10 protein-coding genes are annotated in these 22,693 nt (G+C 39.8%); 6 read left to right on the top strand and 4 right to left on the bottom strand.

Translation table 11 applies throughout. The features are described from left to right. Positions 1-115: 115 nt before the first annotated feature. Entirely contained in the window at positions 116-727 is a 612-nt protein-coding gene (locus CHU_RS07620) for a hypothetical protein (RefSeq protein WP_041932272.1), read from the top strand. Here the strand turns inward: CHU_RS07620 and CHU_RS07615 are convergent. Together CHU_RS07615 and CHU_RS07610 are read right to left on the bottom strand one after the other, a co-directional pair. Further along, on the bottom strand, positions 722-2,422 hold the full coding sequence (locus CHU_RS07615; protein ID WP_011584951.1) for a M3 family oligoendopeptidase: 1,701 nt from the start codon (positions 2,420-2,422) through the stop codon (positions 722-724). The two genes, CHU_RS07620 and CHU_RS07615, sit on opposite strands and share 6 nt — an antisense overlap. A gap of 8 nt (positions 2,423-2,430) precedes the next feature. After that, complete coding sequence (locus tag CHU_RS07610) at positions 2,431-3,477, bottom strand: ferredoxin--NADP reductase (protein WP_011584950.1); 1,047 nt, start codon at positions 3,475-3,477, stop codon at positions 2,431-2,433. A 141-nt stretch (positions 3,478-3,618) separates the two neighbouring features. Between CHU_RS07610 and purB the strand changes: the two genes are divergently transcribed. Both purB and CHU_RS07600 read left to right on the top strand, forming a co-directional pair. After that, complete coding sequence (gene purB, locus CHU_RS07605) at positions 3,619-4,968, top strand: adenylosuccinate lyase (protein WP_041932646.1); 1,350 nt, start codon at positions 3,619-3,621, stop codon at positions 4,966-4,968. Positions 4,969-4,973: 5 nt separating this feature from the next. After that, positions 4,974-5,753, top strand: coding sequence for a class I SAM-dependent methyltransferase (locus CHU_RS07600; protein ID WP_011584948.1), 780 nt, complete (start codon positions 4,974-4,976; stop codon positions 5,751-5,753). A 136-nt stretch (positions 5,754-5,889) separates the two neighbouring features. Here CHU_RS07600 and CHU_RS07595 read toward each other — a convergent pair whose 3' ends face one another. Then, positions 5,890-7,815 (bottom strand): OmpA family protein, encoded by a 1,926-nt coding sequence (locus tag CHU_RS07595; protein WP_011584947.1) that lies wholly within the window; start codon positions 7,813-7,815, stop codon positions 5,890-5,892. A 66-nt stretch (positions 7,816-7,881) separates the two neighbouring features. Here CHU_RS07595 and CHU_RS07590 point away from each other — a divergent pair, with 66 nt between their 5' ends. Next, entirely contained in the window at positions 7,882-8,166 is a 285-nt protein-coding gene (locus CHU_RS07590) for a hypothetical protein (protein ID WP_041932271.1), read from the top strand. Positions 8,167-8,259: 93 nt separating this feature from the next. Here CHU_RS07590 and CHU_RS07585 read toward each other — a convergent pair whose 3' ends face one another. Next, entirely contained in the window at positions 8,260-9,312 is a 1,053-nt protein-coding gene (locus tag CHU_RS07585; RefSeq protein ID WP_011584945.1) for a PorP/SprF family type IX secretion system membrane protein, read from the bottom strand. A 147-nt stretch (positions 9,313-9,459) separates the two neighbouring features. Here CHU_RS07585 and CHU_RS07580 point away from each other — a divergent pair, with 147 nt between their 5' ends. Together CHU_RS07580 and CHU_RS07575 are read left to right on the top strand one after the other, a co-directional pair. After that, positions 9,460-11,061: a hypothetical protein gene (locus CHU_RS07580; protein WP_238379365.1), complete on the top strand. Its 1,602-nt coding sequence runs from the start codon at positions 9,460-9,462 to the stop codon at positions 11,059-11,061. Between the two features lie 72 nt (positions 11,062-11,133). Then, the gene (locus CHU_RS07575; protein ID WP_011584943.1) at positions 11,134-22,689 is read left to right on the top strand and encodes a gliding motility-associated C-terminal domain-containing protein; all 11,556 of its coding nucleotides are present in this window, start codon (positions 11,134-11,136) and stop codon (positions 22,687-22,689) included. Positions 22,690-22,693: the final 4 nt, after the last annotated feature.

Raw genomic sequence — 22,693 nt, 5'->3', positions numbered from 1 at the left:
TTCAACGCTTAATTACGCTGTATATTTTGTTTATTTACACGATATTACGAAAAAAGTAAAGAATCGGCTATTTTTTATACTTTTATATATCTATAAACTCAATAAATCAATCCACATGAACAAAAAACAATTAATTGTATACGCTTTTATTGCAGCAGTATGTATGGTTGCCTGCAAAAATACAGATAAGCCAGCGGAAGAAAATAAAACAGTTGAAGTGCCGGTAGAAAAAGAGAAAACAACCGCTGAACAGTTGTCGGCTTTAAATGATTCGGCCAATGTTAAATGGGCAGCTATGGCAAAACTAGACAGCCAAAAATTTGCCGATATAAAACGTTTACTGGAAGAGATTTCTTATTGTAAAAAATACGATGAAAACGCTGTTCAGAAATTATTGAAATTAAATACAGAGGTACATGCGATGGCTTACACGCAGGGTAATTTATCCGATTCACTGATTGATTTATATGACGCACGTACTACAGATCTGATCAATAAGGTTCGGAACCTGAAATCTAAAACCGAAGAAATAAGCCAGCATCCGTTAGCCGATCAGTTAGAGAATGAAATACTGGCTGCTGATGAAGCCTTATTAAGATATAGAAACAATTACGATCAGGCAGCAGGCGCATACAATAGCTTCCTTGAACAGAACAAAGAAGCCATTGCTGCAGATCCCGCATTGGTTACATACCAGAAAAGAAAACTCTTTTCAATTGTATTATAAGCTTAATGTTTTCAACTCTTCTTTTACAAAGTCCATCAATTCTTTGATGTAGTCTTTACTGAAATCAAATTTAATCCCGGCAGCTTTATACACTTCCGGGATTGATTTTTTATATCCCAATGAAAGTGCTTTTTTGTAACGTTCATATCCTTTCGCCGGATCTTTTTTATAGTTTCTCCAAACGGCAATTGCCCCTAATTGAGCCATTCCATATTCAATATAATAGAATGGAACTTCAAATAAGTGAAGTTGTTTTTGCCAGGCTGTTAAACGGAAATTTTCCAGCCCGCTCCAGTCGGTTGTATTATTAGAAAAAGGATAGAAAGACTCTTTCCACATCTGCTCTCTTTCTTGAAGTGTATGATCTGGTTTCTGATAAATCGTATGCTGGAACAGATCAATTGTTGCAACCCACGGCATGGTTTGCAATACACTTTCCAGATGTTCGCGTTTTGCTCTATTAAGATCTTTCGCATCTGTGAAGAAAATATCCCAGTGCTCCATACTCATCAGTTCCATTGACATGGAAGCCAGTTCGGCAACTTCAGAAGTTGGATGTTTAAAGACATTCAGCTCCAGATCGGCTGTTAAAAATGAGTGGAGGGCATGCCCGCCTTCATGCACCATCGTTACTAAATCGCGAAGCGATTGTGTCGCATTCATGAATATAAAGGGCACTCCGGTTTCATCCAGCGGATAGTTGTAACCACCCGGTGCTTTTCCTTTGCGGGACATCAGATCGAGGTGCCCCATTTGTTTCATCGTTGCGATACAATCTGCTGTGTAACCATCCAATGCTGCAAAACATTCAATTGTTTTTTCAGTCAGATCATCTGCATCGTTGAATGGTTTTAAGGGTGTATTTCCGAAATAATTTACTGACAGGTCCCATGGTTTTAAGGCATCCAGATTCAACGCTTTTTTTCGTTCTTCCGCTAAGGTATTTAAGATCGGTACAACTTCAGATTTAATTGCATCGTGAAATGCATAACAATCTGCAGGGGTGTAATCAAAACGCCCCATAGCAGTAAACATATAGTCTCTGAAGTTTTTAAAGCCTGCGTTTAATGCAACCTTATGGCGCAAACCGATCAAGGTTGTATATAAATTATTTAACGTGTCTTTTTCCTGATATCTTCTTTCATTTATTCTTCTCCAGGCTTCTTCCCTTTTCACTCTGTCCAGCTGAAGCAGATAATCGGATGCCTGCTGCATCGTTATTTCTTTGCCGTCAATCGTAACGGTCATTGCTCCGGAAATGGTGCCAAATTCATGCGCTGTTTGCTCTATTTCAGAAAACAATGAAATGTTTTCATCGCGGTAGATGCTTTTATCTTTTTCCAGCAATTTAATTACGATATCAAAACCTTCCTTATCCTTCAGTTCCTTTAAAAACGGGTCTTCCAGCGCTTTCGTATCCAATTGGTTTGAATACGGCGCCATGGCCGGCTGCAATTCAGATACAAAAAAATTAAACGCGTTTTTAATTTCTTCATTCGTCGTATCACAGGTCATTTTGATATAGCGCCATCCGAGATCTTCAGAAATAGCAGATTCAAACTCGCTTCTATCCTGATACCAGGTATATAATTCATTCGAAGAGGCTATGTTTCTTGAAACCAGTTCTTCAAAATACGGTTTCAATGCATCCCAGGTAGTAACTTTAAAATCAGCAGGAAGATATGTTCTTTTCATAATAATGCTTAGTCTATTTCTATTACAGTACCTGCAACTGCTGGCCTGCCTACGCAGGTTAATACGTATCCGTTCTTAACTTCTTTTTCAGACAAGCCATCCTGGTCACCCATTTCCACTTTACCTGAAAGACACTTACCCATACATGCCGTACACAAACCACTCATACAGGAGTATGGTAAATCAATGTCTTCATCAAGGGCGCTTTGCAAAATTGTTTTACCTGGCTTAACTGTGAATTTATATTCACTACCCTGATACATAATGGTTACTTCATTGGCATCACCCGCATGTTCAGGCACACTCACAAATACGGAATCGTTTTCGTTTGTCGTAACAAAACTTTCTTTGTGAATCTTTGAAGATGCGACCTGTAAAATTTCCAGACCATGTTTTACCTCTTCCAGCATGCCATCAGGCCCGCATAAGAAATAGTCTGTTTTTGCAACAGCCAGATCTTTTATGTGTTCAATAATTTTAATAAACTGACTTTGGTTCAAGCGGCCTTTCGGTAAGCTTGTATCGTGCGGCTGGCTATAGGTATAGATAACTTCGAAATTAGAATAGGCTGCTTTCAACTCTTCCAGTTTCTTTTTAAAGATCACCGAATCTTCATTTCTGTTTGAATAGATCAAACAGATTTTCTTGAATTTTTTATTTGCCAGAGCCGTTTTTATCATGCTGATCAATGGTGTAATACCACTTCCCGCGCCAATAAAAACAAGGCTTTCTGACGATGCTTTATCCAGCGTAAAAATCCCTGCAGGCTGTTGAAACTCTAATGAGTCGCCTGCCTTTATGGTATTAAATAAATACGTTGAAGCTTTACCGTCCTGTATTTTTTTGATCGTAATGCTAGGCTTGGAATCCGTTTCCGGGGAAGAGGAAAAAGAATACGAACGTCTTACTTTTTCTCCACCTATATTCAGCAACAAGGTAATAAACTGTCCTGATTTATAATTCTTTATTGAATCATGTTGTTTTAAAACCAACGTTACAGCATCAGCTGTTTCGTTAATCTTTTCTTCGATAAGTACTTGGTTATTCGAACTCATAAACGGGAATAATTTTACGAATATACTATTTTCCTTTTTTTTAGCCGAAAATGTGTATAAAGTTTACGCCGCACGCAGCCTAAAATTAGCCTGATTTTAAGGTATTTTTTGGTATATTTGATGTTTCCTAAAGTAAATAAAATGGAATTACAAGCATTAACAGCTATCAGCCCGATAGACGGCCGATATAGAAACCAAGTTGCTTCATTAGCGCCTTACCTATCTGAATTTGGTTTAATTCACTACAGAGTTAAAATCGAAATAGAATATTTTATCGCATTATGCGAAAAACCTGTGCCGCAATTAAAAGATTTTGACAAATCGATCTATCCTGCCTTGCGTGCCATTTACTTGGAATTCAGCTTAGAAGATGCGCAACGTATCAAAGACATTGAGAAGGTAACAAACCACGATGTTAAAGCCGTTGAATACTTCATAAAAGAAAAATTAAAAAAATACGACTTAGGTAATTACCTTGAGTTTATACACTTCGGTTTAACCTCTCAGGACATCAACAATACTTCTATTCCATTGTTGTTGAAAGACGTGTTAAACAATTGCATCTATCCTGAATTATCTGCTTCCATTAAACAGATTGAAGCGTTGGCAAAAAGCTGGGAAACAATTCCGATGCTGGCAAAAACACACGGACAGCCTGCCTCTCCTACACGTTTGGGAAAAGAGTTTATGGTGTTTGTTGAACGTCTGATCAATCAGATCAATTTATTGCACCAGATTCCGTACAGCGCAAAGTTTGGAGGCGCTACAGGCAATTTCAATGCGCATAACGTTGCTTATCCGGAGATCAACTGGATCGAATTCGGAAATGATTTTGTGAATACAACACTTGGTTTATCGCGCAATCAATATACTACGCAAATTGAACACTACGATAACCTGGCTGCCTTGTTTGATACCCTAAAACGTATCTCAACCATATTGATCGATTTTGACCGCGATGTGTGGCAATATGTTTCGATGAACTACTTTAAACAAAAAGTTAAAAAAGATGAAGTAGGTTCTTCTGCCATGCCGCACAAGGTGAACCCGATTGATTTTGAAAACAGCGAAGGAAATTTAGGTGTGGCTATTGCCCTGTTTGAACATTTCTCTACCAAACTTCCTATTTCAAGATTACAGAGAGATTTAACGGATTCAACGGTGCTGCGTAATATCGGCGTGCCATTGGGCCATTTCTTAATTGCATTAAAATCCCTACAAAAAGGCCTTTCAAAATTAGAATTAAATGTAGATGCAATCAATGCAGATCTTGAAGACAACTGGGCAGTAATTGCTGAAGCAATCCAGACAATTCTTCGCAGAGAGAATTATCCGAATCCGTACGAAGCGTTGAAAGACTTAACACGCAATGGTGGTAAGATCACAAAAGATACCCTGCAGGGATTCATCAATGGACTAACCGTTTCAGAAGAAATCAAAGTGGAACTTCGTAAATTAAGTCCCCATAACTATACAGGTATTCAATTCTAGTTAGCATGAAAGAGATTATTCGTTTTGCTATCCGTAAAATTCCGCGTAAGTATTTACAGATTGTAAGTCCGGTTGCCATGAAAGCCATGAAGTTGGTTTACAGAGGAAATGCCGTTGAGTGTCCGGTGTGTAACAGCACATTTTCAAAAATGCTTCCCTATGGAAGAATTGTAAGCAGAGAAAATGCCTTGTGTCCGGAATGCTTATCGTTGGAAAGACATCGGTTGATGTGGTTGTTCTTAAAAAACAAAACAGATTTCTTTACTGCCAACATAAAACTGTTACATATTGCTCCGGAGCATTGTTTTATTGATCGTTTTGAAAAGTTAAAAAACATTAACTATATCACGGCTGATATTGAATCACCTCTGGCAAAAGTAAAAATGGATGTACATGACATTCCATTTGAAGCAAACACATTTGATGTTGTTTTCTGTAACCATGTGCTTGAACATGTTGACAACGATATCAGAGCAATGGAAGAAATGCTGCGGGTATTAAAGCCGGGCCGCTGGGCAATTCTGCAAAGCCCGATTGATCCTGCACGTGCGGAAACATTTGAAGATCCTACCATTACAGATCCGGCAGAAAGAGAACGTGTACATGGCCAGGATGACCACATGCGCACCTATGGCCTTGATTATGGCAATCGCATCAAACGTTCCGGTTTCCTTGTTACAGAAAGCATGTATGTAAAAGAACTTCCGGCTGAACTGGTAAAAAGATATTGCTTGCCTGGGGATGAAATAATTTATTTTTGCGAGAAAGCCCGGCAAATAGTGTAGAGTTAAAAGTGTATAGTGTACTGGTTCCTTTATTCTAATATTTCATTAAACAAAACAGCGGCCTCTTTATATGAGACCGCTGTTTTTGTTTGTTTTCTACCGAATGTATGAGCAACGATTACACTTTACACTCCTTTTAATTTTCCAGAATTTTTATCTCCGTTCTTCTGTTCAACTGCTTATTTTCCGGCGTATCGTTTGGCACCACCGGTTTTCCTTCCCCATGGCCAACATAAATAATGCGGTCAGCCGAGATACCCTTGCCAATTAAATAATCTTTTACCGTATGCGCCCGTGCATCTGAAAGCGTCAGGTTTGCCTGTGTATCTCCGTCACTATCGGTATGGCCTGCAACTTCAATTTTAATTTTTGGATTCTTACTTAATATATCAAACAATTTATCCAGTTCAGTTTCTGATTCCTTTCTTAGTGTAGATTTATTTACATCAAAGAATACGTTATTTAAAACAATGGTTGTACCAATATCAATTTTATCCAGGCAGATCACATCATCTATTTCTTTAAACTCTTCCAGTTTAGGAATATTGATATTTTTTGAATGGAATAAATATCCTTTTGCTTCTACCGTTATTGAATAATTTTTACCTGCGGGTAATGTTACAATGTATTTACCGGTTGAACTGTTTGATACATATTTACCAATCAGTTTGCCGCTTTCGATATCTGTTACAGTAATACTTGCCTGTATAAATTCTTTTGTTTTACAATCAGAAATTGTACCTTTTAATAATACCAACGCCGCTTTAGCAACTGGCCGTTCAAGCAGGTATAAATCTTTGTCGCCCAAACCACCTTCTCTTGCTGAAGAGAAATACGCACGTTTATTATCTGCAGACCACACAAAATAGATTTCATCACCAACCGTATTGATCGGATACCCTAGATTTTCCGGTTTCGATTTCACTGCAATAGGTTGCATAGATAAATCAATGGTTGATTGAAAAATATCAAATCCACCCATTGATGTGTGCGCCTGCGAACTAAAGTAAAATGTTTTTCCATCTGCATGCAAATACGGCGAAAATTCATCTTCCTTTGTATTGATTTCAGGCCCCATATTTACCGGTGCGCCCCACACGCCTGCAGCATTTTTAACAGCATAATAAATATCTGTACCACCGAATCCGCCTTTTTTATTTGAAACAAAAAACAGATAATTTCCATCCGGAGAAAAGTTTCCGCATGCTTCCCATCCGTCGGTGTTTATTGCCTTACCAAAAGAAATGGGCTTGCTCCAGTTTTGTCCGGATAAATTACTGTAATATAAATCACCGCCGCCGTCGTCCTTATATACAATCATTGTTTGACCTTCTGAAGACAGTCCTACACAGGCGTCGTGGCTTGTTGTGTTGATTGTCTGATCAATCTGAATACTTGTTCCCCAGGAATTGTTTGTCTGTTTATTCGACATGTAAATATCTTCAAAATAATGTCCGTCCATTTCCGATATAAGTCCACCGGTAGAGTTTGGCCTTCTGGATGTATAAATAATGGTTGATTCATCTACACTGATTGCCGGGTTATAATCCGGATAAGCAGAGTTTACAGATGCACCCAGGTTTGTGATTGTCATCTTTACCGGAGTCAGCATCAATGTCTTCGCATTATTACAATACGTTATATATTTTGCTGTTTGAGCAGTGAGTTCTTTGTCAGAAGAACGCAGTGTAGACTGAAAAGCTGTCAAGCTCTTTAACGCCTCATCAATATTACTGTTGGCATGATAGGCAAGCCCCATATAATAATCTAACAAGGGATCTTTTATCCCTGCTTTTTTTGCAGGAATCAAATACGTTAATGCTTTATCGTAACTATAGGTTTGAATATAACATAAGGCAATGGAATAATTCACTCCGGGATCATTCGGCACAAATTTATAAGCACCCAGATAACTATCCAGGGCTTTTAAATAATTCGCTCCATCATAATAGATCTTTCCTTCTTCCAGATAATTTCTCGCTTCTTTTGGTATTGCTTGCGCATAAACAGAAACGATACATGAAAACCATGTGAGAATTGAAATAATTAAGCACTTATACATATGTTTTGATTGCTATAAAAAACTTATTATGTTATTTTGCGTACAGATACAAAAACGAATTTGTGCATGAAAAGGTTATTAATCGGTACGCTATTGTTAACATCTTTGTTTTCTTGTTCCGGCAAGAAGCAGTATTACATGAGTAAAAGAGAAAAAACAAGTCAAAAGGGGTATCATGCCAATTCTGCCAATAAAATCGTAAATGAGAACGAAAAAAATAAAGCTATAAATCAAAAGGCTTCTGAGAAAAACAGGCAAAAAACAAATGCAGCAGCATCTGCCGCAGCTGCTGAAAAAAGTAAATCGAAAACAAAAAAACACAGTGGAGAATACAAATTTTATTTCCATTGATCTGATAATATAAATCCTACAATATAGCGCATAAAAAAGGTCCTGATTTAATCAGGACCTTTTTTATGCGCTATATTGTATCTGTTACAACAATTAATGTTTATAGAAACTAGGACAAGGTAAACGTCTCATTGGCTTGTGCTTCTTTACTGGCTTATGAATGTATGTCACATTAAATTCATGCGAGCCACCCGGCCCCGCAGCTGTTAACTTTGAAATGGTTAAATCATAGCTATAACTTGCACACCAGTTTTTATACATCCAGCCTACTAAAAACACAACCGATTCTCTGTTATTTACCTGTGCAGCATAATGCTTGATCGGAATACCTCTGTACCAGAAACCTGCCATCAATTGACTATAAACACCATACAAACCAATATCTAATTGATCTGCTTTACCTTGAGATTTATAATGAAAAGTTGGTGTAATGCTTATTTCTGTTTTATCTTCTGTATAGGCTAAATATTTCCGTTGAGACAACGGAATTTTATATCCACCGATCAATTGATAGGTCATATCTAAATTATCTTTAGTAGCACCCGCAAAAGATTGTACAGGGGTATTTAAATGCTGTACTGAAAAGCCGCCCCACAAGCGGTCTGAATAGATAACAGTACCCGCTGAGAAATCTGCATATAATTGATTTTCATTTCCTGTCTGATAATTTCCGCCGCCTACAAATACATCCTGCGCTGCGTCGTTAAACTGATTAGGGAATCTTAAACCGGAGTAATTTAATGTACGCTGAACACCTGAAGCCTGTAAGCCGAAACGAACGGTAAACGTTTTGGTAACAGGGACTTCATATGAATAAAGAAATGAAAATTGTGTAGATGAATAAATGCTTGAACCCTGAATATCCCGTACTATCTGAAAGCCCAGACCACTTTTGTATTTAGATAGGTATGTATCACCCGCTGCATAATATGTTTTATAATTCGCATCTAAACCCAACCATTGCAATCTTGTTTGCACCATCCCTCTTGTAGCATGAATACTGCCGGCAAATGCAGGATTATGAAACATTGGATTAGCGTAGAATTGAGAAAACTGTATATCTTGGGAAAAAGCAGTTTTACTTATACTGAAAAGCAGTAAAAGTGCTGTTGTTTTAATAATACGTAGGCTAATTGTACTAAACATGTATATTATATTTAGAATGAATTACGATCAAATATACGGAAATATAGTTCGTAATTCCCAATACGAAATTTATTGAGAATAGTTTTTTTGTACTCATACTTTCTGTTAATTTGTAGATATCAAAAACTCACAATGATAATGTTTTCAATGAAATCAGCATTCCTTATTATACTTTTGGGAGGTCTATGCATGTGCATTACACCACTAAAAGTTTCAGCACAGGTATCTTCTTCTCGTTCTGAAACTGAGTCTGTTGCTCATACAGCTTTTACAAATCAGGATTATTATCACGCGTTACCCTTATATCTTCATCTGGATAGTTTATATCCAAACGTGCCCAAATATATGTTCCCTATTGGTGTTAGTTACATTAACACAACCGGTGATCAGAAAAAAGCATTGGTGTATTTAGAGAAATGTAAATTAAAACCGAATCAATACCCGCCCACATTACATTATTATTTAGGCAGGGCATACCATTTAGATTATCGCTTCGATGATGCTATTGTAGAATTCGATGTTTGTCTTTCGCATTTATATAAAGCGAAATCAAAAAATGCGTTGATTATTAAAGATATTTATAGAGAAATTGAGATGTGTGAGAATGGAAAGAAAATTGTTCAAACACCTATTGTTATTGACATAGAAAATTTAGGCCCTGAAATTAACAGTTCATATGCCGAATACGGCCCTGTACTTACACTGGATGAAAAAGAAATTATCTTTACTTCCTGCAGACCCGAAACGACAGGCGGAATGATTGATCCGGAAGATGGATTATTTTTTGAAGACGTTTATATTTCTTCAAAAAAAGGTTCCGTATGGCAGAAAGCGTTAAATATGGGACCTGCTATCAATACAAACGGCCACGATGCAAGTGTCTCCTTAACACCTGATGGACAGGAATTACTTATATATAGATATGTAAATGAAGGTGCTTTCCTTTCTTCAAAACTTGATGGAACTACCTGGACAATTGCAGAAGAATTAAAAGGAGAAGTGAATTCCAAATTCTATGAACCTTCTGCCTGTTTAACAAAAGATGGCAGTTATATTATTTTCAGCAGCAACCAGCCTGGCGGGTATGGCGGACTTGATTTATATATTTCTAAAAAACTTTTAAATGGTGAATGGGCACGTCCAATTAATTTAGGATCAACCATCAATTCTAAATACGACGAAGACTCTCCTTTTTTACATCCGGATGGTAAAACACTTTACTTCAGTTCCAACGGACATAATTCTATGGGCGGTTTTGATATGTTTTACAGTACTGCATTAACGGATTCTACCAATCAATGGAATACACCTATTAATGTAGGCTATCCATTAAACTCTACACACGATGATCTGCACTTTTCATTATCAGCAGACGGAAAAAGAATTTACTTCGCGTCTATCCGTCCGGAAGGCTATGGGGATAAAGATATATATGTAGCAACATTAGAAGAAACAAACGTACAGGATGTATTGGTAATTGTTGGTGTTATTCAGGATTCACTTTCCAAGCAACCCGTAAGTGCGCGTATAGAAGTAATTAATACAGAAAACAATTCTGTTGTTGGTATTTATAATTCTAATAAAACAACGGGGAAATATATTATGGCACTTCCTGAAGGTGGCAAGTATAAAATTTCGATCCAATCTGAAAATTATAAAATTTGTGATGATTTTATTACAACGAAGGAATTGAATGGTTACCAGGAACTTGAATCTAACATCAATCTATGTCCGGATATTAAAGAATAACAGTTTATTCACAAAAAAACAACATTATTCGACTATATCACGTAAAAGTTAGCAAACTAGTACATCGTACTTATGGAACAACTATACACCTTCAAAATAAAACATACTATACACCAACAATTACTCAGCTTAGCTCTTCTGATGTTAACATGTGTTACATCATTTGCAGAGGGAACAGCTCAGTTAACTCCAACTTTAGCATCTGACAATCAGGGTGTATTACAGCTTTGGGATAATAATGACCCGGCCAGAAATTCTTTTACTTATGGTGCTCCTGAAACAAAGAGATTGAACTTCACAATCTGTAACCCAACAGAAGTTGTTTATTTTGGTATGAACTATGATGCCGGTGACATGGGTGGTACCAGTACGCTGTGGTATAGAATTATAGATCCTAATAATAACCAAGCTTTTCCTGCAACAGGATGGCGACAGGTAACGAATACAGGTGCAGGTTCAATCGGTTCATATGCACAGGCAGTTGCCGGTCCGAATACTATTGTTGGAGGTGCAGGTGGTTATACACCATTATCCTTTAACGTTACACCTGCAATGGGTGGAGGCGACTATTACATTGAATTTTTTAGAAAAAGTACAGCAGGTATGCCTACAGGAATTCCTATTGTACAGGACTTCGTTATCCGTACACCGGCAGAAACTGCAGCAATTGCTACACAACAAAAAACAAAAGTACGTCTACGCTATTTTGATTTAACAGTTACTAATGGTGCAGGAGGAACAAGAATCCCAGGCCGTCTGTTTTCCAAAACATGGGACATCAATGTGAATGCGGCCAATGCGGCATTTATCGCTACTATGTATGTATATGCCAATGATGGTATTGTAACGGGTCTTAATTTCAATAGAATCCGTCCGTTCGGTTTTACAATTGCCTGTAACTCTACAGGTGTGGCCAATACAGGCAATACTGCATTAGACAGAAGATCTACCAATACAAACTCCACGTATGCAGATTATAAAATATTTCTTAATGATCCGGATCAATGTGCGTATGGTACAGGTATATTCGGCGATATTCTGAATAAAAATAATATTACTGTTACCGGATGTGATGTCAATAACCGATGTATAAATATTGTCGTTGATAAGGCCGGTGGTGCTGAACTTTTATTAAACTTTAACGGTGTGCCCGGTTACCAGTTTGGTACATCGGATGTAATCATTAAACAGACATTGGTTGTAGGTTCAAACTGTATCCCATGGAACAGCCGTGATGGATTAGGTAATTTGATTACTCCCGGTACACCGTTGGATATGCGACTAGATTATTTCAATGGTATTACTCATTTACCATTATTTGACGTTGAAAACCATCCGTACGGATATATAGTATCACTCGTACGTCCTGCTGGCCCTCCGCCATTGTTATTCTGGGATGATACAGGAATTGGCGGCGGTACTGCAAACCTTTCCGGCTGTACAACCGGTGTACCTACGGCAACTTCAGGCTGTCACGGTTTCGGTTCCGTTACTGCCGGGGCAATACCTGCATCCAGTAATCCAACAACAAATGACTGGGGGAACAACAGAACCATCAATACCTGGTGGTATGCCAATTACATCAATGTTAATGCTGTATATAATGTACCCGGAAGTATTGCTGTAGATGCAAATACAGGAACACCGGGAACCGGTAGTGCCAACGATATTAACAGCTGTACCAATGCCGGACCGATTCAATTAAACGGTGCGGTAACAGGTGCTACAGGCGGCAGATGGAGCATTAAACCAGGTGTAACCGGAACGTTTGCCAATGTAAACTCTCCTATTACAACCTTTACTCCTTCAACAGCCGATCTAGCGCTCCCATCTATTTATTTATATTTAACATCTACGGGTAATGGTGGATGTCCTTCTGTAAAAGATTCAATAAAAGTAACCTTTATTGGTGGCCCAACAGTTAGTGCAGGTCCGCCGCAATCTGCCTGTGCGAATAATCCAACCTTAACACTCAATGGCAACTCGACTGTTGCTCCCGGTATCAGGTGGACTGGAGGCGCGGGTACGTTTGTGCCTAATAACACAACAAAAAATGCTACCTATACACCTACTGCTGCTGAGATAACAGCAGGTTCGGTGACGTTAACAATCACCACTACGGGAAGCACCCTTTGTCCGGAAGCAACGGCAAATGTAACACTTACCTATACGCCCGCGCCAACTGTAAATGCGGGATCTCCCGTTTCAGTATGTGCAAATAATGCCGTTGCGTCCCTTGTTGGAACAGCAACCAATCAGACAGGTGTAACCTGGTCTGGAGGTACAGGTACTTTTGGAACACCGGGCAGTACGTCAACAACATATACACCTTCGGCTACAGAAATTAATGCCGCCCCTACAGCTGTTACATTAACATTGACAGCCAGCAAAGCAGGTTGTAATTCTGTGACATCAAATGTAAATGTAAACATCACTCCAAGACCAACAGCGAATGCAGGGTTAAACAGAACGATCTGTAAAAATGACTCTGTAAACCTTGCTGGAAGTGTTACTATAGCTACAGGAGGAACATGGTCAGGCGGTACGGGTAAATTCACACCAAATGCGAATTCATTGACCGCAAATTACAAACCAAGTACTACTGAATTAGCAGGTTCTTCAGTAGTCTTAACACTTACAACAACGGGTAATGGATTATGTACACCCGTTCAAAGTCAGATGACTATCAACTTCAATGATGCACCAACAGCCGTAGCATCAGGCCCTGCAAACGTTTGTGCAAATAATCCTACTATTAATTTATCAAGTGTAGTTACAGGTTCTCCCGGACAATTATGGATTGGAGGAAGCGGAGGTACGTTTGTACCAAGTACTACTGCAAAAGACGTTACGTATACTCCTACAGCTTCTGAAATTGCAAGCGGCTTTACAGGTATTGTTTTACAAACCACAGGTGGTATATGTCCGCCGGTTTACGATACACTTATTATTAGCTTTGGCCCTGCTCCTACAGTAGATGCCGGCCTGCCTGTTTCAATTTGTGAAAACAAACCAACAGGTTCACTAGCCGGATCTTCGACAGGTGGCGCTGCAATTTCATGGTCATCACCAACAGGTGGTTTATTTTCTGCGCCAACAACTGTTAACCCTACTTATACGGCAACAGCTTCAGATATCGCTGCAGGCAGTGTTACATTGACAATTACAGGTACATTACCTACCTGTAATCCGGTAACCGATCAGGTGGTTGTTACCATTACGCCTCAGCCAACGGTAAGTGCCGGGCCTTCCAGATCTGTTTGTAGAAATAACCCTACTGCAACGTTCAATGGCAGCTTTGGCGGAGCAACTGGCGTACAATGGACAACTGGCGGAGATGGTACGTTTGGTTCAGCTACATCTGCTGTAACTACTTATACTGCGGGTCCGAATGACCTTGTTGCAGGTACTGTTACCTTAAGACTTACAACAACAGGTAATGGTAATTGTAATCCGGTATTTGCAACAACAACAATGACTTTCACAGCTACACCAGTTGTAGTTGCGGGTAATTATACGGTTTGTTCAAACAATGCAGCTGTAAATTTAAATGGATCTGTTACCATTGCAACCGGAGGCAGATGGACAGGAGGCGCGGGTTCTTTCTCTCCAAGCAGAAATGTTCTTAACCCGATATACACACCTACTGCAGCAGAAATTTCTGCCGGTACATTAAATCTAACGCTACAGTCAACCGGTAATGGAAATTGTAATGCAGTATCTTCAACAGGAACCATTACATTCTCTCCTGCTCCAACCGTTACTCCAACTACACCTGTAAATGTGTGTGCGGATTTCCCTACAGCAACAATTTCTGCTACAAGAACATTGGCAACAGGCATTGTATGGTCAGGAGGTACAGGAACAATAGCGAACACAACAGCTGCATCTACTTCATATACACCTTCCCTTAGTGAAATAACAGCAGGAACTGCTACCTTAACGGTAACAACAACCGGTAATGGAACATGTTCTCCTGTTTCTGCTAACGTTACTATATTAATAGCCCCTGCACCAACTGTTAATGCAGGAGCAAATCAGGTAGTCTGCGGTACGGTTTCAACGGTTTCAAATTTATCCGGTACCGTTACCGGAGCAACGGGTGGTACTTGGTCAAAGGTTTCGGGTACAGGTACTTTTGGAAATGCAAATAATACATCTACTACCTATACGCCATCAAATCAGGATGTAATAAATGGTAGTGTTACACTTAGATTAACCTCAACAGGAAATGGATTATGTCAGCCGGTATCTAATACAATGACAATAAGCTATACTCCTGTACCTTCTATTAATGCAGGTGCAGACCAGATTGTTTGTTCTACAGAATTACCTATTTCTCTTTCTGCTACAGGATCTCCGGCTGTTTGGAGTGCTGCAGGCGGTGTTTATGGAAACGCAAATTCATTGACAACAACGTATATGCCTTCTGCCGGTGAAATTGCTGCCGGTACAGTAACGTTAACAATCAATACAACACCAAGTGGTGCCTGTCCTACGAAATCAAGTCAGATTACTATTACAATACCAGCTGGCCCGATTGTTAATCCAGGTCCTGCCAATCAAACAATGTGCGGTAGTTTAGCTACGTATCAACTTACAGGTACAGTAACAAATGCAACAGGCGGCGTATGGACAACAAGCGGAACAGGTTCTTTCTTGCCAAATGCAAATACACTAAATGCAACGTATTCGCCATCAGCAACAGATCGTGCAAACGGTTCTGTAAACATAACATTAACATCTACAGGCAACGGATTCTGTAAACAGGTAGCCAGACAAATTACGTTAACCATTACTCCTGCCATTACAGTAAGTGCAGGCCCTAATCAAACGTTCTGTGCGGATGCCGGCGGCTTTGCATTAAACGGTACAGTAGCTGTTGCTACAGGCGGTGTATGGTCAATCACTTCCGGTTCCGGTACTATAGGAACACCTGCAAGTTTATCTACTACCTATACGCCTTCAGCGGCAGATCTTACTGCTGGTTCTGTTTCTTTATTATTAACATCAACAGGAAATGGCGGATGTCCGGCAGTAACAAGTGCTGTAACATTTACAATCACGCCAGCACCTACACTTACAATACCTTCAAATCTTACCATATGCGGTGACTCAGCATATGTACAATTGAGTGCAACATATACAATTGCAACAGGTGTGGCATGGACAACAAGCGGAACAGGCTCATTTACCCCAAATGCTTCTACTGCTTCTGCCAGATACATTCCTTCAGCTGCAGATATTGCTGCCGGTACGGTAACATTAACGGCAACAACAACAGGTAATGGCATATGTAATCCGATTGTAAGAAATGTCACAATCACAATTACTCCTATTGTTACATTAAATGCCGGTTCAAATCAAACTGTCTGTGAAAACAATTCCATTGTTAACCTGAATGCAGTAACAACTGTTGCTTCTGCAGTTAACTGGACAACAAACGGAACAGGAACATTTGCAAATCAGACAGCACCTTCTACTACATATACACCTTCTGTTGCAGACATTGCAGGCGGTTTAGTAACATTGACTGTAAGAACAACAGGTAATGGTTCTTGTAAAGCAAAAACCGGCCAGGTGCAGGTTACTATAAAACCTGCGCCAATTGTTGATGCTGGATTACCACAAACACTATGCGCAAATGTATCAGCTATTTCACTTAATGGTACTGTTACAAATGCTGCTGGAGGAACATGGACATCAAATGGTACCGGTACATTTGCTAATGCAAATGCATTAGCAACAACATACACACCTACGCAAGCAGATACAACTGCTGGTTCTGTGATATTCACCCTAACGTCTACCGGAAATGGTACCTGTACGCCGGTTTTCAAAACAGTTACAGTTACCTTTAAAAAGGTACCGATTGTAGTTGCCGGACCGAATCAGACAATTTGTGGTGATAGTACATACATTCAATTGGCTGGTAAAATAACGAATGCCGGGGGCGGTGTTTGGTCTAAATCCGGTACCGGAATATTTTTCCCAAGTACAATTGATTTAAATGCAGTATATTCTATAACAAATGCTGATAGAGCAGCAGGTACCGTTGTATTGACATTAACCTCTACTTCAAATGGTGCGTGTCCTGCAGAAAGCAAAAGCTTAACACTAACAATAACACCTGCTCCGGTAGTATCGATCGATTCAGATAGAATTGTATGTGCTAACAGTGCTGTAACAAGTGTATCAGGATCATTTACGGCTGGTGCTACCGGAATCAGATGGACAACATCCGGTACGGGAACATTCTCCAGTACAACATTAACAACTGTTACCTATACTCCTTCTGCTATTGATAAAGCTGCGGGATCAGTTGTATTAGCAATGACAACTACCGGTAATGGTACATGTAAACCTGCACAAGGTCACTTAACATTAACAATAACACCTGCACCAACACTTGAAGCTGGTTTCAATAAAACAATCTGTGCAGACAGTTTAGGTGTTCTTTTAAATGAGGCTACCTTAACAACCGCTACAGGAGTATTATGGTCAACAAGCGGTTCCGGAGTATTCGGCCCGAACAATACAGCCGTTCAGCCAACTTATTTCCCATCTGCTGCCGATATTACTGCAGGCTTAGTAAGAATAGCCGGAGTAACAACGGGTAATGGAACCTGTCTGGCTGTTAGAGATACTATTAATATACGAATAACTCCAAGACCAACTGTTAATGCGGGTACAGATATAGCTATCTGTGCTGATTCAGGCGGAGTTATTTTAGATGGCAATTCAACTATTGCGGGTGGTGTTAGATGGACGACTTCCGGCTCAGGTACATTTGTACCAAGTGCTTTGGTTAAAAATGCTGAATACATTCCTTCAAATGCAGATACAACTGCTAAAAACATCGTTCTTACATTAACTACTACCAATAACGGCACATGTAGACCAGTATCTGACAACGTAAATATTACAATTGCACCTGTACCGGTTGTTAATGCGGGCAGTGACAGAACAGTCTGTGCGGATGTCGATCAGTTATTATTAGGCGGTAAAGTACTTAACGCTACAGGTGGTATCTGGACAACAAGCGGAAGCGGTGTTTTCGATCCGAACAATACGACGTTAAATCCAAACTACTCGCCTTCAGCCTCTGATTTGACCGTTGGTACAGTTGTATTAACATTAACATCAACCGGGAATGGGTTGTGTAACGCGGTAAGCGAAAATGTGAACCTGCAATTCAATCCGGTTGCAACCATATCAGCCGGAAATAATCTTCAGGTTTGTAACAGTGTACCAACCGTAACAGTTAATGCTTCAGGAACAAACTTATCTAATGTAAGCTGGATTATATTATCCGGCAACGGAAGTTTATCATCTGCATCGACATTATCAACAACGTATAACGTGGATGCAGCAGATGCAGTTCCTGGCGGCAGTGTCACCTTACGTATCATAGGATCAGCGTTAAGCGGCTGTTCAAATGTTATGGATGATGTGGTTATCACATTCGTTGCTGCACCACCAATTGACGCTGGCCCATCTAAAACAGTATGTAGTACAGATCTTCCGATTAAATTAGAAGGTACTGGTTCTTCTGCAAAATGGTCTGGTTATGCGGGAACGTTTAATCCAAATGATGAAACATTAAATGCGTTGTATACGCCTTCTGCAGGAGAAATTTCAGCAGGGACAGTAACGTTGACATTAACAACCATTAATAATGGAGTTTGTTCGGCAGCCACGGATAACGTAACATTTACAATCATCCCTGGGCCTGTAGTGGATGCAGGGACAGTACCTAGAATTTGTACAAACTCTCCGAATGTAGGCTTATCCGGAACAAGTAATGGTATCAGCACAGGAGTTATCTGGTCTACCTCAGGATCTGGATCATTTGCAAACGGAACAACATTAACGCCTACCTATACACCTTCAAATTCAGATAAAAATGGCGGTGAAGTAGTATTGACAATTACATCTACAGGCAACAATACTGCTTGTAGAGCAGCTACAGATACGGTAAAATTATCTATCGCTCCTGCTCCAAAAATAACCGTAGGATCAAACCAAACGGTTTGTGGTGATGCTACTACAGTTGATGTCAATTCAACCGTTACAAATGCAACAGGTGTACTATGGTCAAATGTAACAGCTAATGGTACGTTTGTAAACAATACAGCCACAAGTACAAAATATAATGTTGCTGTACCTGCTGACACTACAGCCGGAACCATTACTGTTCAGGTATCTACGACTGGCCAGTTAACAGGTTGCCCTGCGGCTACTGCACAAATGAGCATTACATTCACGCGCCCTCCAAAAGTAAATGCAGGAAGCCCGATCACGGTATGTACGGATACAACGTCTATTCCTTTAAATGGCTCTGTACTGGTTGCATCCGGAGGGATCTGGACATCTCCTTCAGGTGGAACATTTACACCGAATGCAGGTTTACTAAATGCAAATTACATTCCATCTGCTGCAGATAAAGCTGCGGGTAATGTAACACTGACATTAACAACAACCGGAAACGGTACATGTAACGCTTACACAAGTACGGTAGCTATTACGCTTGATCCAAAGCCTACCTTGACAGGTTCTGTTGGAAATGATTCTATCTGTACAGGAAATGTTATTACTGCATCTTCCAGCTTTACTAATGCTACTTCTATCATCTGGAAGACAACAGGTACCGGAACATTCAATACAACAACCGGCAATTCAATCATCTATACTCCTTCTGCTGATGATGAATTAAATGGTGGTGTAATCATCTATGTTTCTACATTAGGTTCAAATCCGTGTAAAGAAATTGACAAATACTTCTCTATAACAATCCTGCAATCTCCGGCTTCATTGGTTAATGCAGGCTTTGATCAGATTGCCTGTGCGGATGCCGGTTTCTTCCCGCTGAATGGTACAGTAGGCGGTTTGGGAGGTTCTGGTATCTGGACAAGTGGAACAGGCCGTGGAGATTTCTATCCGGATGCAACCGATTTGAATCCGATCTTTGTGGCCGATCAGGCAGATATTGATGCAGGGGGCTTAACCATTACATTAACATCAACAAACAATGGTATCTGTTCTCCAAGCTTTGATGACATGATCTTAACAATAACTCCTGCCCCAACGGTTAGTGCAGGTTCAGATGTTACATTATGTGCAGATACAGCATTTGTTCAGTTAACTCCAACGATCACAAATGCGCTGGGTGGTGAATGGGCAACAACAGGTACGGGTATATTTTCTCCAAGTATTTCTGATCTCAATGCGGTATATGTTCCATCTGCTGCCGATAGAGCAAAAGGCTTGGTAGGTATATCTTTACAGACAACCGGTAATGGTACATGTAATGCATACTTTGATGACTTCATTATTAAGCTGACTCCTAAACCAACCGTAAATGTCGGTCCTGACAAACTTGTTTGTGCAGACCAGGTTGTTGATTTGTCTGCTGATATTACAATTGCAACAGGCGTAGACTGGACAACATCCGGTGCGGGTATATTTACGAACCCATCAAACAGCTTGACATCTCAATACATCATGTTTGATTCTGATACAGCAAATAAAATATTTAACGTCTTTGCTAAAACAGTTAATCAAGGCTTGTGTAAACCGGTTTACGATACACTCAAAATTACGGTACAACCTGTACCGGTAGTAATTGCATCTTCTGACCAGGCTGTATGTGCTGATTTAAATATCATACAGGTAAGTGCAGGTGTTGCCAATGCTGCCAGTGTAGAATGGACAACAAGTGGCTCAGGCTCATTTACACCAAACTCAACAGGTTCACCGATATCATATAACTTCTCACAAGAAGATCTCACATCAGGTTCAGTCACGTTGACTGCAACTTCTGCTAATTCTGGTATATGCAGTTCGAGAAACAGTGACTTAACCGTTACAATCTCTCCTGTACCAGAGGTATCTGCTGGTGCTCCGATCATCTGTGACACCTTAAATGGTGCTGCGTTAACCGGAACAATTATCAGCAGTCTTTCAGGAGATGCAACATGGTCTTCTTCAACTGCAGGTACATTTGCAGTAAACAATTCAACCTTGAATGCGGTTTACTACCCTACTCATGCAGATATCGTGGCTGGAAAAGTTACGCTTACATTAACCGCATCAAATTACGGCACCTGTAATGCAGTTTCAAGCACTGCGGACTTGTTGATTGAACCAATGCCAATTGCAAATGCAGGTACAGATCAATTCTCTTGCGTAGGTGCAGCAATTACAGTGGAAGCGCACAACATAGAAAACGGAGTTAATTATTCATGGGAAGATGAAACAGGAACAGTAGTTGCTCCGGCAAACGCTCCTTCTCACACATTTACCATTGCAGGTGATACAAAAAGAATTTTAGTCGCTGAAAATTACAAAGGCTGTATTACAACAGATACCGTTGCAATTACCACTTTTGTATTACCGAATTATACGTTTTCACCGAATGCTCCTACTTGTTACAGAGAGAATTTGTTGATACAATCAAATCCGTCTCCACAACCAACGGTTCCAGGTTTATACCAATGGTTTAATAACGGATCAATCATGACCGGCCAGGACAAAACGTTCATTATTGTTCCGGATACAGGTATATTCAGGATTGAATTCTCTTATGGAAATTGTAGTTCTTCCGATCAGATTCAGGTAAGACCTGTACCAATTATAACAACAGCTGATGCGATTGCCTGTGGAAATACCAGCTTAAGTGCAGCGGCAATTCCTGCAACATCAACTATTAACTGGAGTTTAAATGGTGCACCTCAAGGAACAGGAAGTCCAATCACCATTACATCTGTTCCAAATGATACAATTAAATATGATATCGTTGCGACAAACCCTGCTACAGGATGTTCTTCAGTAGATAGTGTGTATGTAATTGGTTTGCCGATTCCGCAAATGGTTTCTCTTGATTCAACTACCTGTGAAGGATTGCAGGTACGATTAACCGCACGTCCTGTTAACATTCCGAATTTAGATCAGTTCTTACAACTGACTTTCGACTGGAGAAAAGATGGCGGAGCAATTTTCTCAAGAGATTCAACAATTATTGTTTCTACGATCGGAACGTATAAAGGAGCTCTATCCATAGATCAATGTAAAGATACATCAACAAATGTAATCGACTATGCAGCGTATCCGGTTTCAACTTTACCGGAAGAATACGTGTATTGTCCGGATGCAGGCTTACCGGTAACACTTGATCCGGGTAACCAGCCGGCAGGTACTACGTTCCTTTGGAACAATGGCACGGCTGCTACATCTGATACATTAAATGTTATGCCTTTAGATGACAGTAGCTATGTAGTAGTGATAACAAATAAATATAACTGTTCAACTACAGATCAAACAAATGTATTAGCAATCTGTGCTCCGATCATTAAAGTGCCAACGGCCTTTACACCTGACTTATTGGGAAGCGGTAATGACCAATACTTCAGAGGCTACGGAAGATACGAACAGAATTATAAGTTAACTGTATTTAACAGATGGGGTGAAGTAATCTTCATGAGCACGGATAAAAATGCTGCCTGGGATGGTAATTATCTTGGACAGCCTGCACCATCCGGTATCTATCCTTGGATCGTTACATACGAAGGACGCAGACAATTTAAAGGTCCTTATAAACAAACAGGACAGGTAACAATTATCAGATAATCCT

The organism is Cytophaga hutchinsonii ATCC 33406 (genome assembly GCF_000014145.1).
Taxonomy (GTDB): domain Bacteria; phylum Bacteroidota; class Bacteroidia; order Cytophagales; family Cytophagaceae; genus Cytophaga; species Cytophaga hutchinsonii.
Note: the sequence above shows the minus strand (reverse complement) of the source record. Positions and strands in the feature narration are given on the sequence as shown.

What these genes read in the sequence shown, in the direction of transcription:
- CHU_RS07615 (WP_011584951.1), bottom strand. Translation starts at nt 2,422, where the DNA reads ATGAAAAGAACATATCTTCCTGCTGATTTTAAAGTTACTACCTGGGAT.
- purB (WP_041932646.1), top strand. Translation starts at nt 3,619, where the DNA reads ATGGAATTACAAGCATTAACAGCTATCAGCCCGATAGACGGCCGATAT.
- CHU_RS07600 (WP_011584948.1), top strand. Translation starts at nt 4,974, where the DNA reads ATGAAAGAGATTATTCGTTTTGCTATCCGTAAAATTCCGCGTAAGTAT.
- CHU_RS07590 (WP_041932271.1), top strand. Translation starts at nt 7,882, where the DNA reads ATGAAAAGGTTATTAATCGGTACGCTATTGTTAACATCTTTGTTTTCT.
- CHU_RS07610 (WP_011584950.1), bottom strand. Translation starts at nt 3,477, where the DNA reads ATGAGTTCGAATAACCAAGTACTTATCGAAGAAAAGATTAACGAAACA.
- CHU_RS07575 (WP_011584943.1), top strand. Translation starts at nt 11,134, where the DNA reads ATGGAACAACTATACACCTTCAAAATAAAACATACTATACACCAACAA.
- CHU_RS07620 (WP_041932272.1), top strand. Translation starts at nt 116, where the DNA reads ATGAACAAAAAACAATTAATTGTATACGCTTTTATTGCAGCAGTATGT.
- CHU_RS07580 (WP_238379365.1), top strand. Translation starts at nt 9,460, where the DNA reads ATGAAATCAGCATTCCTTATTATACTTTTGGGAGGTCTATGCATGTGC.
- CHU_RS07595 (WP_011584947.1), bottom strand. Translation starts at nt 7,815, where the DNA reads ATGTATAAGTGCTTAATTATTTCAATTCTCACATGGTTTTCATGTATC.
- CHU_RS07585 (WP_011584945.1), bottom strand. Translation starts at nt 9,312, where the DNA reads ATGTTTAGTACAATTAGCCTACGTATTATTAAAACAACAGCACTTTTA.